Source organism: Acinetobacter sp. ANC 4648, assembly GCF_002135345.1.
Lineage (GTDB): Bacteria > Pseudomonadota > Gammaproteobacteria > Pseudomonadales > Moraxellaceae > Acinetobacter.
Window position 1 is genome coordinate 175233 of the sequence record NZ_NEGI01000003.1, and the last position, 14580, is coordinate 189812.

Annotated in this window: 18 protein-coding genes; all 18 read right to left on the reverse strand. The window is 38.5% G+C overall.

The window, feature by feature from the left end; genetic code table 11:
* Positions 1-12 precede the first annotated feature (12 nt).
* The 18 genes from B9T27_RS06910 to B9T27_RS06995 all read right to left on the reverse strand — a co-directional run bounded on the left by B9T27_RS06910 (position 13) and on the right by B9T27_RS06995 (position 14573).
* Complete coding sequence (locus tag B9T27_RS06910; RefSeq protein ID WP_086206112.1) at positions 13-1137, reverse strand: enoyl-CoA hydratase/isomerase family protein; 1125 nt, start codon at positions 1135-1137, stop codon at positions 13-15.
* Positions 1134-1847, reverse strand: a complete 714-nt coding sequence (ung, locus tag B9T27_RS06915; protein ID WP_086206113.1) for a uracil-DNA glycosylase — start codon at positions 1845-1847, stop codon at positions 1134-1136. The genes B9T27_RS06910 and ung overlap by 4 nt, the downstream gene beginning before the upstream one ends.
* 44 nt (positions 1848-1891) lie before the next feature.
* A complete protein-coding gene (locus B9T27_RS06920) occupies positions 1892-2488 on the reverse strand; it encodes a 6-pyruvoyl trahydropterin synthase family protein (RefSeq protein ID WP_086206114.1) in 597 nt (198 codons plus the stop codon).
* A 196-nt stretch (positions 2489-2684) separates the two neighbouring features.
* Complete coding sequence (gspK, locus tag B9T27_RS06925) at positions 2685-3632, reverse strand: type II secretion system minor pseudopilin GspK (protein WP_086206115.1); 948 nt, start codon at positions 3630-3632, stop codon at positions 2685-2687.
* An 8-nt stretch (positions 3633-3640) separates the two neighbouring features.
* Complete coding sequence (gene gspJ / locus B9T27_RS06930) at positions 3641-4411, reverse strand: type II secretion system minor pseudopilin GspJ (protein ID WP_228146161.1); 771 nt, start codon at positions 4409-4411, stop codon at positions 3641-3643.
* Between the two features lie 13 nt (positions 4412-4424).
* Positions 4425-4811 carry a type II secretion system minor pseudopilin GspI gene (gene gspI, locus B9T27_RS06935; RefSeq protein WP_086206117.1) on the reverse strand — a complete coding sequence of 129 codons (387 nt, stop codon included), beginning with the start codon at positions 4809-4811 and terminating at the stop codon, positions 4425-4427.
* A complete protein-coding gene (locus tag B9T27_RS06940; RefSeq protein ID WP_086206118.1) occupies positions 4801-5364 on the reverse strand; it encodes a type II secretion system protein in 564 nt (187 codons plus the stop codon). The genes gspI and B9T27_RS06940 overlap by 11 nt, the downstream gene beginning before the upstream one ends.
* Positions 5365-5380: 16 nt before the next feature.
* On the reverse strand, positions 5381-6004 hold the full coding sequence (locus B9T27_RS06945) for a TetR/AcrR family transcriptional regulator (RefSeq protein ID WP_086206119.1): 624 nt from the start codon (positions 6002-6004) through the stop codon (positions 5381-5383).
* Between the two features lie 64 nt (positions 6005-6068).
* A complete protein-coding gene (locus tag B9T27_RS06950; RefSeq protein WP_086206120.1) occupies positions 6069-6842 on the reverse strand; it encodes a TatD family hydrolase in 774 nt (257 codons plus the stop codon).
* Positions 6843-6904: 62 nt separating this feature from the next.
* Positions 6905-7246 (reverse strand): PilZ domain-containing protein, encoded by a 342-nt coding sequence (locus B9T27_RS06955; protein WP_086206121.1) that lies wholly within the window; start codon positions 7244-7246, stop codon positions 6905-6907.
* A 21-nt stretch (positions 7247-7267) separates the two neighbouring features.
* On the reverse strand, positions 7268-8254 hold the full coding sequence (locus tag B9T27_RS06960) for a DNA polymerase III subunit delta' (RefSeq protein WP_086206122.1): 987 nt from the start codon (positions 8252-8254) through the stop codon (positions 7268-7270).
* 21 nt (positions 8255-8275) lie between these two features.
* On the reverse strand, positions 8276-9037 hold the full coding sequence (kdsB, locus tag B9T27_RS06965; RefSeq protein ID WP_086206123.1) for a 3-deoxy-manno-octulosonate cytidylyltransferase: 762 nt from the start codon (positions 9035-9037) through the stop codon (positions 8276-8278).
* Between the two features lie 9 nt (positions 9038-9046).
* Positions 9047-10057, reverse strand: coding sequence for a tetraacyldisaccharide 4'-kinase (lpxK, locus tag B9T27_RS06970; RefSeq protein WP_086206124.1), 1011 nt, complete (start codon positions 10055-10057; stop codon positions 9047-9049).
* Positions 10058-10063: 6 nt separating this feature from the next.
* Positions 10064-11788: a lipid A export permease/ATP-binding protein MsbA gene (msbA, locus tag B9T27_RS06975; protein WP_086206125.1), complete on the reverse strand. Its 1725-nt coding sequence runs from the start codon at positions 11786-11788 to the stop codon at positions 10064-10066.
* A gap of 3 nt (positions 11789-11791) precedes the next feature.
* Positions 11792-12214 (reverse strand): ExbD/TolR family protein, encoded by a 423-nt coding sequence (locus B9T27_RS06980; RefSeq protein ID WP_086206126.1) that lies wholly within the window; start codon positions 12212-12214, stop codon positions 11792-11794.
* A 17-nt stretch (positions 12215-12231) separates the two neighbouring features.
* Positions 12232-12864, reverse strand: a complete 633-nt coding sequence (locus B9T27_RS06985; protein ID WP_086206127.1) for a MotA/TolQ/ExbB proton channel family protein — start codon at positions 12862-12864, stop codon at positions 12232-12234.
* A gap of 42 nt (positions 12865-12906) precedes the next feature.
* Positions 12907-13794: a ParB/RepB/Spo0J family partition protein gene (locus B9T27_RS06990; RefSeq protein ID WP_086206128.1), complete on the reverse strand. Its 888-nt coding sequence runs from the start codon at positions 13792-13794 to the stop codon at positions 12907-12909.
* Complete coding sequence (locus B9T27_RS06995; RefSeq protein WP_086206129.1) at positions 13791-14573, reverse strand: ParA family protein; 783 nt, start codon at positions 14571-14573, stop codon at positions 13791-13793. The genes B9T27_RS06990 and B9T27_RS06995 overlap by 4 nt, the downstream gene beginning before the upstream one ends.
* Positions 14574-14580: the final 7 nt, after the last annotated feature.

A 14580-nucleotide genomic window follows, 5' to 3' on the forward strand; every position in this document is an offset into this window, starting at 1 on the left:
CACATTAAAAAATCATGCAATCACGTGATATTGTTTTAACAGCGTATTCCAGCTTTCAATATTGGTAATCGGTGGGTTTTTTGCCAAAATACCTTTCAATGACATGGACTCACAAGCTTCCCATTCAGGCGATAAATCTTTATCAACTAAACGTGCACGTACACCCTCTACAAAATCAGGGTGGCGAATCTTCCAATCTGAAATTTGTGATTCTAGCGCAAAAACTTCTTGCCAAGGATGAACCTGACGTCCCCATTGCCACAATAACCACGTAATGGCTGCCGTACTCGGTGAACCTTTTGCTAAGTTTTCACTGGCTTGACGTAACCAATCACTACGTGCATCACTCAAACCAATAATAGCTTGATAATCATGTTCAAAACTTACACCACGGCATACGCTATGAATCACATCTAATGAATTTTGTAATGGTCCAGGTGCTACCGGACGATGCAACCCATTTAAGGTATCATCTAAAGCACGGAAATCACCTGCTGGATAATGATCCCAATCGATATCCAGTAATTTTTGTAATACTACATCACGCTGTGCATCACAAATATGCGTTGCCCAGCCAATCCCATAACCACCCGCAGCAGTCATGATTGAACCCGTAAGACCTGTGAATAAACCAATTGGACCACGATCTGCCAAGAAACGCGTCGCGCCTACATCTGGATAGAGTCCAATATTTACTTCTGGCATCGCCAAACGTGAGTATGGTGTTACTAGACGGAATGGCGCAGCCATAAATAACCCAAGCCCACCACCCATCACATAGCCTTCACCCCAGACCACCACTGGCTTTGCATAGTCATGCAGCAATAAATCCAGTGCATATTCTTGAGTAAAGAATTGATTTGCGGTCTCTACTTCATTATTAATCACGAGTTGACGCAATTTGCGCACATCGCCACCCGCACAAAATGCTTTAGGCGTGGTTGAATCTAACCATATTGCTTTAACTGAATCATCATGGTGATAATCTTGGAATAGCTTTAATAATGCAGTTGCAATAGATTCATCTAAAGCATGAAGAGACTTTGGACGGTTTAAGCGAACAATTCGCCAACCATTTTTAGCATCTTCAATAATCAGATCAGGATGATAGTCGTTTGTTAAGGGAGAATTTGTCATGCGTCCAGCTGCCAATCTATCGGCTCAATGCCATTTTGTTTCAGATAATTATTTGTTTTAGAAAATGCTTTACAACCAAAAAAGCCACCTCGGTTTGCTCCTAAAGGTGATGGATGTACAGCTTTGAGTACTAAATGCTTATTTTGATCAATGCGTTGCCCCTTACGTTGTGCATAAGCACCCCAAAGAATAAACACCACATGTTCACGCTGCTCATTCAATACATCAATCACAGTATCGGTAAAATCCTCCCAACCCTGTTTTTGATGCGATGTTGGCTGCCCTGCCTCTACAGTTAAAACACTATTTAATAACAGTACACCTTGTTGCGCCCATTGACTTAAGTCGCCATGCTTTGAAATGGTTAAACCTAGATCGGTATTCAATTCATGGAAAATATTTCGCAAAGATGGAGGTATTGCAAGTCCTTTTTGTACAGAAAAACTCAAACCATTCGCTTGATTTGGCCCGTGATAAGGATCCTGCCCTAAAATCACGGCTTTGACTTGATGTAATGACGTAGTATTTAAAGCATTAAAAATGAGCGAACTTGGAGGATAAACGACTTTGTCCGCTTTTATTTCAGCAAGTAAAAATTCTCGTAAATGTTCCATTTTTGGACCCAACAAGAATTCTGACAAGCTATATTTCCAACTGTCATCCAACCGAACTTGATTCAACTTTGCTTGCTCTTGTTCAGTCAATTGCATTTGTATTCATCCTAAAACCAAAACTCCACACTCAATAAACCAATTTAAATTTTTACTTGCAAATCTACTGCAGGGTTTTGAAACTTCAACCCTTGTTTTAAATTTTCATACATTTGTGGATCCATCCATTCCGCTTGTACTTGTTCAGAAAATACAATTTTATCTAGATCTAAAATCCCCATTTGCACATTTTCAATATCTTCTTGAAAGCTCTGTGCATAGCCCGTATCGGTTTCATGTACGATCACAGAATAAACTTCTACATCACCCTCGCCATTTTGAGTAATGGTCGATTGTAGAACTTGCTGTGCCAAATAGAAAAAAATTCGAGAAAATTGTTCTGCAGATGGTGATACTGGTAAAGCCACCCAACGTGCACTAAATGTTTTACAGGCTTGAATATATTCTGCACTATCATCTTGCCAGAAACAGATTGCATGATCAAAACTATCGAATAAATCTTTAATGACACCTTTGAGCAAGCCAAAATCATATACCATTTGACCATGATCGAGTTTCGAAGCCTTTAACAGTAATTCTACTTTATAACTGTGACCATGAATCGAACGCTTACAACGATCAGATGTGCAGTTACGCACGATGTGTGCATTTTCAAATTTAAATAACTTACGAATTAACATGCGCCAAAATTTCAACAAAACGTTAAGAAAATTGATTATAAAGCAAAACTGAAACACTGAGCATTAATTTTACCGTTCTTGACAATAGGCAAAAGGTATTAGCCTAGATCATATCTCACTGTAGCATCTATTTCTTAAAGCATCACCTACCAAATCCCTACCTAAATAGCCCTGAGGTCTATGGCTACTACATACTTTAAAAAGGCGCTAAACTTCTAGCATAAACAAAAACATGCTTATCTTTACGCATCATATAACTGGTAAATTGTCTTTTACGATTTGAAAGCAAGACTTCAATCTGTGCTTTAAAATAATTTGATTTCACATCAAAAATTTGCGGGGCTAGCGCTTTTGCTTCCGTATTGACAGAGTCAAACGGTGACAGGGTCATCAATGCGTTTACATTGGAAAAATGTTCCAACTTATTTTGTTTTGCCTGTATAGCCGACGTTACTGCATTTACATCCATTTTTTCATCTAAACTTGCCAATAATAAAGGTTGCGCAGTATTAACATTTATTTTTGTACTGATCTCAGGCAATGCTGAAATATAAGGTGCTATCAAATCAAATTTAGCACCCTCAAAACCACGAACTTGTTTCAACTCTTCAATTTGATGAAATTGAGTATTTGCAGCTAAATATGGGCTAGGTAATCCTTGATAATAATTACTTTCAGCACCCATTGCTCCTACAGTTAAATCATCTGGATCCTGCCAATCAACAACCGCTTGACTCAATTCAGCTGGCAACCCGACTCGTACTAAAAGCTTTTCAAAAAATTTCTTGGTTTCTGGGTTTTCAGTCCCATCACTCTTTAACAACGTATTTAAATTAAACTTACCAGACTCATCTTTTAGCGTACCAGAGACAAAACCATCCTCAACAGGAAATGCTGGCATGGGTTGCGCCCATGTCTCTTGTAAATAATCAATATTCGCTCCTCCCTCACTGTCTTGTACCAATAACTCTGAAAAAAAAGCCTCTGCACTTTTTGCGTAATAAAGTGATTGATTTTGCCGCATTAAATACGCAGTATTTTCAAAAGTGCTCTGTTGGTGTTTCGCAATTGTTGCTGCAATAATTGTTGCTAAAGCCACCATAACCAATATGGTTATTAATGCAATTCCTTTCTGCGGCTTCATTAAATGCCTCAATTGTTTAAGCTACTATTTGGTGAGCTATTATTTTGATAACCACTATTCAATGAATTATGGTTTTTTATATCCTGATTGACATCACTATTTGGTGCATTAGCATTTGAGTCATTACCTGTATCAACTTCATTTGATTTATTTTTAATCAAATAACTGGTATTTAATAAACTGAACATCCACTCATATTCAACCTCACGAATCACAACTTTAATTTTTATACCACGAGGTAACAATTGCTGTGCTTGAGTATCAGTCGAATCAGTCCCTGTTGCAGGCCAACGATCCAATTCACCCGGATTTAAGACTGAAATATTGTACTGATCTACATCAGCTAATAAAACACTGGATAAAGGCTGTGCTGAATTTGCAGTATTTAAATTGGCATATTTTAAACGATAAAGCTTTTTTTCTTGTGCATTATATTGATACTCAACACGTTCATACGGTGATAAGCCTTGCTTTAAAGGATCAGTGACACCTGCTTTACTAAAACTTAAATTCTGATTAACCAAGTGTAAAGCAGGCTGGATCTGCCCAGCCACATTTGCAGTTAACGGCATAATTTGCAACATATCTCGCTGAAATTGTTGATATGCTTCTTGTAGTTGTCCTAAATTTTCTTCGTGGGTTGCATTTCGATCCTTCACTTTCAACAAATAATCAAAAACCTTCCAACCTAATGCCGACAATACCGCAAAAATTGCAATCGCAACCAACAGCTCAACCAAAGTAAAACCCATTTTTGTTTTCATTGGGGAGTTTTTCATACTGATTGCTGCTTCATGATGGATTATTTTTTTGTGGATAGTTAAAAAAAATCAGATTGGTAATTCCTGACTCAACTTTTCCTTGTTCAGAATTAAACAGACTAACTTGTACATCTATACGTTGTACATTTGGGCTTATGGTCGCTTCGGATTTTTTATCAATTTGCCAAGTCTCACCTTGTGAGGTTACTTGTTTAGACTGAGTCCCTTCTAGTTTTTCCTGATTAATCTCCATTTGTGCAACTTCATTCTGTGCAACAAATTGCGCTTTTGTCCGCAAAATCGCATGAGCCGTCGATTGTGTATATTGCATAGCCACATGGGTTAATGCCATTGCCGCCACCGCAAAAATCGCCAACGCCACAACTACTTCAATAAGAGTAAAGCCTTTATTCTGCATCGGTGATTTTCCCCAAATAATCAATATTAATGGGTGCACCTATTGGTTTTTGATCATAATACATCTGAATAGAAACAGGCTTCACCTCACCATTTCCGAACCAAATCAACTGTGGTGCTTGATTTCCAACTAAATCCGCATTGTTGGCATTTTGATATTGATGATCTTGTACCTGAATCATAAATGATACGTGCTCAGGTAAAATTCGTGGCTTAAACTCAGTTAAGGCCTGCCATTTATTTTGCTCAATGACTTGGATGCGGCTATTTAAATCTACTGAGTTGGGTTTATATTCAGTTAATTGGTAATTAAATGCTGCTACGTCTGTAGCTGGATGAGTATCCAAAGCATAAATTCGCGCTTGATCATTAGCTTCACGATTCATTTTTTTTAAATCTAAGATCAGAAATTCACGCGCTTGCATTGCCTTACGATGATCAACACCACCAACATTAAGCACAACCAGTGAAGCCATAATACTAACGATTACAATCACCACCATCAACTCTATGAGGGTAAAGCCACGTTGCAGAGATGGTGATGGATGATTCATAACATCTTCTTAATTCTTAATTGTATTCAGTGATTCGTTCCATCACTGGCGACTGTTTTGGCATTGCCAAAGCTTGCTCAATCAAGGCTACTCTTAATGTATCTCGACACCCCAAATAACGCTGATAGAAACTCGAATTTAGAATCGATGCAGCACCTTGAGTAATCGACCAAATAGAAGCTAAGTAATCACGTACGCTCATCACACTTTCAATTGACTCTAAATAGCGTTCAGTCATACGAATAATAATACGCAGACGTTGCTTCCGAACTTGATAGAGTTCATTAAATAAATAATGAATCCCCTGACCTGTAGTAGAAAGACGCTCTTCAATCTGGTGAAATAAAACTGCACGCTCAGGATGGTGTAAATGATGAAGCATAAAAAAAGCCAAATGTTCAGGAAAGGCTTTTTCAGTATCTCGCACCATTTCAAGTAACATATGCTCATTACGAATGATCAACAACATGTACAGTTCATCTTTACTTTGAAAATGTTTATAAAGTGTTCCTTTGGCTAGATCTAATTCAGCTGCCAAGGCGTCCAGCGTCATGCCCGCCTCACCATTTTCTAACAGTAGTTGTTCTGCTACTTGAAAAATTAACGCTTCTCTTGCTCTAAACTGAGCCTGACGATCCATCTTCACTCGATAAACTCTCTTCTTGCTATTCTATCCGTAAAAAAATGATGCACTTCTATTCACATTACTTTTGTTTAAGGAGATTCTCAAAGTTTTGTGTGGTAATAAAAGCAATCTCCTCAAGGGTTTTATCATATACATCACTTAAGGCTTTGGCTACATAAGGAACGTATTTAGGCTCATTAGGCTTTCCTCGATAAGGCATAGGTGCCAAATAAGGACTGTCTGTTTCAATCAAGACTCGATCTAACGGCACTTGCTTAGCAACATCTCTTAAATCTTGGGCATTTTTAAACGATATAATCCCTGAAAAAGAAATGTAATACCCGCAATCAAGCACGGCTTTAGCCGTTTCCCAATCCTCAGTAAAACAATGCAAAATACCATGCGTTGATTTTTCAGCACGAATAATATCTATCGTATCGTCTTTTGCTGAACGAGTATGCACCACTACAGGCTTTTTAACTATTTTCGATGCTTGAATATGTCGTGCAAAACAAGCTTTTTGTTCCGAAATAAAATCTGTGCTATGAAAGTAATCTAAGCCAGTTTCACCCAATGCCCATGCCTTTTCAGCTTGCGCAAGTTCAATGAGATACTCAACTGTGGCACGTTGCATAACCTCGACATCTTCACATGGATGTACACCCACGCTATAGCCCACATCTGCATGTCGCGCCGCAATTTCTGACAATGCAATGTGATCATCCAAATCTACAGAAATTCCCATAAATTTAGATACACCACACTGACGAGCTTCCGCCAATGCTGCATCTAAACTGCCTGCATACGGGTCTAAATTCAACATGGTTAAATGACAGTGCGTATCAACAAACATTTTTACCTACTAATAACTATGTGCTTAAAATTTTATTTACTGAAGTACTTTGCCAAAATAGTTTACATGGTGAAGCTTGGTTTATCTGAAGATAAACTTCCAGCAAGCATTTTTTCAGCTTCCATTTTATAGTAAACACCTTTCTCACCACTCATTTGAATAGCAAAACCTTGGGGTTTTAAACCTGCTTGCTTTTGCGAAATCCAAATCACCTTACCTGTTAAGGGAATTTTTTGTAGTTGATCCGGCAAGGTCGCCAAAACAAAAATTTCTTCGCCCATCTTAACTGCTTGTTTCGAGGGAATAAACAACCCACCGCCCTGTACATAAGGCATATAGCTCGCTTGCAAAGTCACTCGATCACTAATATTAACCTGTAATAAACCGCCCATACGTGGCTGCATGATTATTCCCCTTTAATTATGTCACGCTGATGAAACATGCATTAACTTTATAAACAACTGATCAATAATTAGATTTGTTTGCACATTTTGATCAACCATTTGTTTTGATTGTTGTAAACACTCATAAATATCAAATAATGTTTGCACTTGATATTGCTCTGCAAGTACTTTGAAATCTAGATCTTCATTCTTAACAACTTGGTTCAGCTTGACACAAATTAAATCCGACAACAAGTATTCAAACATTTGAATAAAATCAGAAAAAATCAGCAACTTATTCCACTTACTAGCCAATTGCATTGGCATATTTTTTTGTATGACTAGTTTTTGCCAATCTTGGACAAAATCAGCGCGCAGTTTTAACCACGTACTTTGTGCCAACTCAAGTGCTTGCAAAGGCATCTGATTAGATAAACTCATCAATAATGAAATATTTGATGCTTCAGATTCAGGTAAATACTCTTTTAGATAAGCCTCTCCTTGTTCCAAAGAAATACGATCTAAAGCATAATGTTGCAAACGGCTACGAATAGTTGCTGGTAATTTTAAATAATGATCTGCCAAAAGAATGATCATGATTCTTTCACCAGGCTCTTCCAATGTTTTGAGTAATGCATTTGCAGATGACATATTTAATGCTTCTGCAGGCTCAATAACAATCACACGCCAACCATCGACAGTTTGCTGTACAAATGGTAATAAATCACGAATTTTCTCAATCTTTATTTTAGCATTTTGTTTTTTATTATCTTCATCTGTAGAAATATGCACATAATTCGGATGGGTATCCGATTTCAACCATAAACAACTACTACATTCACCACATGCCGCTTTCGGTTTTTTATTTAGACATAAAACCCAAGCCAAAAAGTGTTGTGCAAATGCTTGCTTACCACAGCCTTGCTTACCATAAAACAATAAGCCATGACCCAAATTGGGGAATCGTCCAGTCAACGTTTCCCAAATCTGCTGTTGCCATGGATAGACTTGTGAAGATACTGCACCCATGCTGATTAAACTCTCTGTGCTTTATTCAAAGTTCTTAACATCCATTGCATTCAAACGATCTAAATCCGCCTGAGTATCTACACCAGGTGGCAAATTCACTGCTGCAATATTAATAGCAATCCGATGTCCATTTTCCAAGACACGCAATTGTTCCAAACTTTCTAATTGTTCTAATTGCCCTATATCCCAAGTCACATAGTCTTGTAATAAATTTACACGGTAAGCATATAAACCTAAATGACGAAATGCTTGCTGATGTAAGATTGCAATGGCCTTTTGAGCACCATCACGGTCATACGGAATAGGTGAACGACTAAAATACAAAGCTTCATTGAATTTAGACATTACGACTTTTACAATGCTATCGCGTTGAAACTCATCCAGATGATGAATCGGCTCACATAACGTTGACATTGAACAATGCGGCTTTTCAATCAATAAATCTGCAACCTGTTGCACCAATTGTGCTGGAAGCAAAGGCTCATCCCCTTGTACATTCACAATAATATCTTGTGCAGCCCAACCTTTAATCCGAGCAACCTCACTTAAACGATCAGTACCCGATGGATGATTCGGATTGGTGATGACGACATCAACACCTTCAGCACGACAGACTTCAGCAATACGTAAATCATCAGTGGCCACACAAAGATCATCAAAACCTTGCACTTTTTTAGCTTGATCCACTACACGTAAAATCATGGGACGTCCATGAATTTCCAATAATGGCTTACCAGGTAAACGTGAACTAGCAAAACGTGCAGGAATAACAATGTGTTTCATTTTAGAACCTTAAGCAATCTGAATACCGAGTTGTGACAATTGATGATTTAATAATGCATAGCACTGATTTGATAATACAGCTTCAACTGGAATGACCCAAATCTCACGTTTAAAAGTTGGATGTTGCTTCAATAAAGGTAACAGCTTCACTGCATCTTTTTCAGTGGTAATAATCGGATTACTATCTTCAAACTGAATATCATCAATTTCATAATCATGATGATCTGGAAATTCATGACACTGAAACTGCATTACTCCCAAGCTTTCCAGCGTATGATAAAAACGCTGTGGAAAACCAATTCCTACAACAGCATAATAATCTAGGTTTGGATCAAAAAGCTCTGCTTGATCATATAATGGATTCAGCAAATATGGCTCAGCCACTTCAAGATGCATATTCAATTCGGATGCAGGATTAGAACTATGTTCAACCACTGTACTGTATTTTAGACGTGATACAGGTTCCCGCAAATAGCCTTCAGGCAATAGTTTTTGATTACCTAGCCCTCTATTTTGGTCAAGAACAATCCATTCCAATTGACGATCTAAAGCCCAATGTTGCAAGCCATCATCGCTAATAATCAAATCCAAAGTGGACTGTTTTAATAACAATTCAATACTTGCCTGACGATTAGCACCAACGGCCATCAGCACGCCTGTAGACTGTACAATTAAACAGGGTTCATCACCAACATATTCAGGTACAGAGTCTGACGTCACAAGAGCTGGAAATGGACCTTGCCCACCATACCCCCGACTAATCACACCAACTGCAACTTGATTCTGTTGCAGATATTTAACCAGCTGAATCAGCAAAGGTGTTTTACCACTACCACCTACAGTTATATTACCAATCACCATCACAGGCACTGGAGCATGGTAAGTAGCTTTAAGTTTACTCTTATAACATTGTTTATTGAGTAAAAAGCCAAATCGGTATATCCATGACAAAGGGCGTAATACAACCAACCACTTTGCTTGCGTATTCCATGCATTCTGAATGGTTTGCGCAATAGACATACCTAATTACTCCTCAAAATTTCTTTGGTGTAACTGATAATACGCACCATGTTGAGCCAATAACTCGGCATGACTGCCTTGTTCAACAATACGCCCTTTATCCATCACCACAATCAGATCTGCATTTTCAATCGTTGATAATCGATGTGCAATCACTATAGTTGTTCGATCTTGCATCGCTTCATCAAATGCTTTTTGAATAAAATATTCAGATTCATTATCTAGAGCACTAGTTGCTTCATCTAAAATTAAAATTGGCGCATTTTTTAAAATTGCACGTGCAATTGCAATTCTTTGTCGCTGACCACCTGAAAGTGCCAAACCTTGCGCACCTATCGGGGTGTCATAACCCTGCGGCAAGTCCATAATAAAGTCATGCGCATACGCAGCTTTCGCGGCAGCAATAACTTCTTCATCGGTGGCATTTTCCAACTGGCCATACGCAATATTGGCACGTACCGTCCGATCAAATAAAATTACCTGTTGATTCACCATAGCGACTTGAGAACGTAAACACGCCAAATCAATATCACCAATAGCTATACCATCTAAGTAAATTTGACCTTGACTAATTTCCTGAAAACGAACCAATAAATTCACTAATGAGGTTTTACCTGCACCAGAACGCCCAACTAAAGCAACAGTTTGCCCAGCTTGAATATTTAAGGAAAAATCTTGAATTGCATGCACTTTACCTTTATATGTTAGTGCAACATGATCAAACTGAATCGCGCCACGTAACTTTGGTGTTAATGTTCCAGTATTGGGTTCTTCTGGCATATCTAATAATTCAAAGACTGAATGTGCTGCTGCCATGCCACGCTGTAGCTTCTCGTTCACATCGGTTAAACTTTTAATCGGTTTTGCCAACAAGCCTGCTGCAGTAATATAAGCAACAAATTCACCTGAAGATGTATCACCTAAAATTTGTGGTCGTAATGCAAGCCAGACAATAACGCTCATGGCAATCGCCATCACCAATTGTACTAATGGGCTATTTAAGTTTTGCACCACCACCATTTTCAAGCCACGTTTTAAATTTTCTTCTGAAGATTGATAAAAACGTTTTTGTTCATTTTTCTCTCCAACAAAACTTTTAACAACAGCCTGTCCATTCACACTTTCTTGTACCACATGATTCACATCCCCCATGGTATTTTGAACTTGGACAGAGAGCTTCCGCATCCGCTTTGATGCTTTACGCACTAAAAATGCAATCACGGGCATAACAATAAAAATACACAGGGTTAAACGCCAATTGCTATACAACAAATAGCCCAACAAGCCCAAAGTAATCAAACCATCTTTGACCACAACCTTTAAAGATTCTGATGACGCTGCTGTAAGTTGCTCAACGTTATACATAATTTTCGCAGTAATATGCCCAGATGAATTATCCAGATAATACTGCGAAGGTAAGCGGAGTAATTTTGCATACACCTCTTGGCGAATACTAAACACCAAACTTCTAGAAATGACCGCAGTAAAGTACCCACCCATGAACAAACCAAGTCCACGAAAAAATATTAACAACACAATCAACGCAGGAAACCAATTCAAATCTTCACGATTGCCAGCTTGAATCGCATCAATAATAAATTTTAGTAATTTGGCAACTGAAACCTCAGTCGCGGCATTAATTCCAAAACCAAGAAGAACAAATAAGGCAATACCCCAATATGGCTTTAAATACGAAATTAGGCGCAAATAGACCTTAAAATCTTGGTTCACGAATTAATAACCTCTAGATGGAACTTTAGTACTGATGTTGATATTCACAAAACCGAGTTGACCTGCAGCATCCATGACACGAATGACATCTTGATGGGTTGCTTGCGCATCAGCTGCAATTACAAACATTAGGTCGCGGCGATCATTCGCCGCTTGCTTAATAGCAGTGCTCAAATCAGTCGTCTCTTTACTTGAAAGCGCCTGTCCATTCACCGCGTAATGCCCTGAAGAGTCTACCATGACTTCAATTTTTTGATCGTACTGTTTTGGTGGGACACCTTGAGCATCAGGTAAGGATAAATTAATACGGCTCTGCTGACTAAATGTGGTCGTCAACAGCAATATCACCAAGATAAATAACAAGCAATCAATTAAAGGCGTTAAATTGATATGAATATCTTCAACACTCGTTCTCTTAAATTTCATTAAAGCACCCCCAAAAGTTAACCTGCTTTCTTCTGATGAGTTTGATCATGCTTTTGATAAAACAATGCTGCATGAAATAATGTCGACTGTTGCTCTAATTCAGCAATATATACTTGCACTACGCGCTGAAAATAACGATATGCAAACAATGCTGGAATTGCAATTACCATACCGACTGCTGTGGTAATCAAGGCTTTAGAAATCCCTGGAATCATCATGGCTGGATTGCTATTCGAACCCAAATCAAGCACCAAAAATGACTCAATAATCCCAACAACTGTCCCCAATAGCCCCAACAATGGTGCAACTGCACTTAAAGTTCCTAAAAAATTAATATATTTTTCCAAAAAACCAATTTCACGTGAAGCGGTTGCTTCCATTTGCGCGCGTGCATAGGCTTCACCTTGCGGAAATGCATCCACAGCATCTTGAAAAATGTAACCTAGCGTCGATTGACGTGCTGCTTTATCTTTTTCCAAGACATCCAAAACAGAATCTAGACTACGTCCTTTTTGCATCAATAAGGCTTTCGGTAGAACTAAAGAGCGCTTCAATCGAATTAATCGCTCGAAAGAAATCGCTACGGTAAATATTGAACACAGTACCAAAGGTAGCATCAACCACCCGCCTGCTTTGATCAATTCCCACATCTTTAGTTCCCCAAAATTCTAAACCCGTAATGTAATATTTTTTTATTCAGATAAACAGATATTTAAAATACCATCCAATTCATCTAATGAATGGTAATGGATAACCAATTTACCCTTACCCTGTTTATTGTGATCAATTTTAACGTCCGCGCTAAAGCGTTCTGATAGTTTTTTAGTCAGTTGCTCCATGTCAGCAGAAGACGTCTCTTTGGCCTTCTCTTGTTTCGGTGTATTCAAGTCACGAACCAACTGTTCGGTTTGACGAACAGATAGACTTTTTTCAATCACAATTTTTGCGATGTGTAATTGATCTTTGACTTTTAGCGTCAAAATTGCTCGTGCATGCCCCATATCAATCTGACCTTGTTGCATCAGGTCTTTGATTTCATCTGCAAGACTCAATAAACGCAGCAAGTTACTTACAGTTGTTCGCGCTTTACCTACAGTATCTGCAATTTCTTGGTGACTTAAACCGAACTCTTCATGAAAACGCTGCAAAGCCAGAGCTTGATCAATTGGATTTAAGTCTTGGCGCTGAATATTTTCAATTAAAGCCAAAGCAATCGCGACTTGATCAGTTAAATCACGAACAATGGCAGGAACTGTAGCCAAACCTGCAATTTTTGCAGCGCGCCAACGGCGCTCACCCGCAATAATTTCATAAGGTGTGTGTTCATCATCTATTGGACGAATCACAATCGGCTGCATCACGCCATGTTTTTGAATCGAGGCAGCCAGTTCTTGTAAGTCTTGCTCATCAATAAAACGGCGGGGTTGATACGCACCACGTTTGAGTTGCTCAACATCAATCTGCTTCAGCTGACCATGATCCAGTGCTTGAACCTCAAGCTGTAATTTTTCTTTTTGAATCGAGCCCAGCAATGCATCCAAACCACGACCTTTGGCCAATCCACGTTTTTTAGTGGTCATGCTTTACTTTCCTTTTTTACTTTACTTTTTTTTAACATTTCTGCAGCTAAATTTAAGTACGCAATTGCACCCTTAGAGCTTTTTTCAAAATAAATAATGGGTAAACCATGTGCTGGCGCTTCAGCTAAACGTACATTTCGAGGAATCACAGTATCATAGAGTTTCTTACCAAAATACTGCTCCAACTCACCAGATACATCACGTGTCAATGCATTACGCGCATCATACATGGTTCGTAACACACCAATAATTTCTAATTCAGGATTTAAAGCTTGCTGAATCTTATCAATCGTTTGTGTTAAATCTGCTAAGCCTTCCAAAGCATAATATTCACATTGCATTGGAATCATCACGCTGTGTACAGCAGATAAGGCATTAACTGTAATTAAGCTTAAGCTTGGCGCACAATCGACAATGATATAATCAAAATTATGTTCAATCTGTTGTAATGCATTGCGCAGAATAAATTCACGACCATCTTGGTCTGCAATCGCCAGTTCTACACCGGCTAAATCACGATTTGAACCTAAAACTTTATAACCAACTTCCGCTTTAGTAATAGCTGTTTCTATAGATACTTCACCCAATAGCACATCCGTTACCGAATACAGTAAGTCATTTTTTTGAATCCCTGACCCCATTGTGGCATTGCCTTGGGAATCCATATCCACCAATAACACACGTTTCTTTAAGACTGCTAAAGAAGCAGCCAAATTTACTGCTGTTGTGGTTTTACCTACGCCACCTTTTTGGTTTGCGATTGCTATAATCTGAGCCATGGTAAAT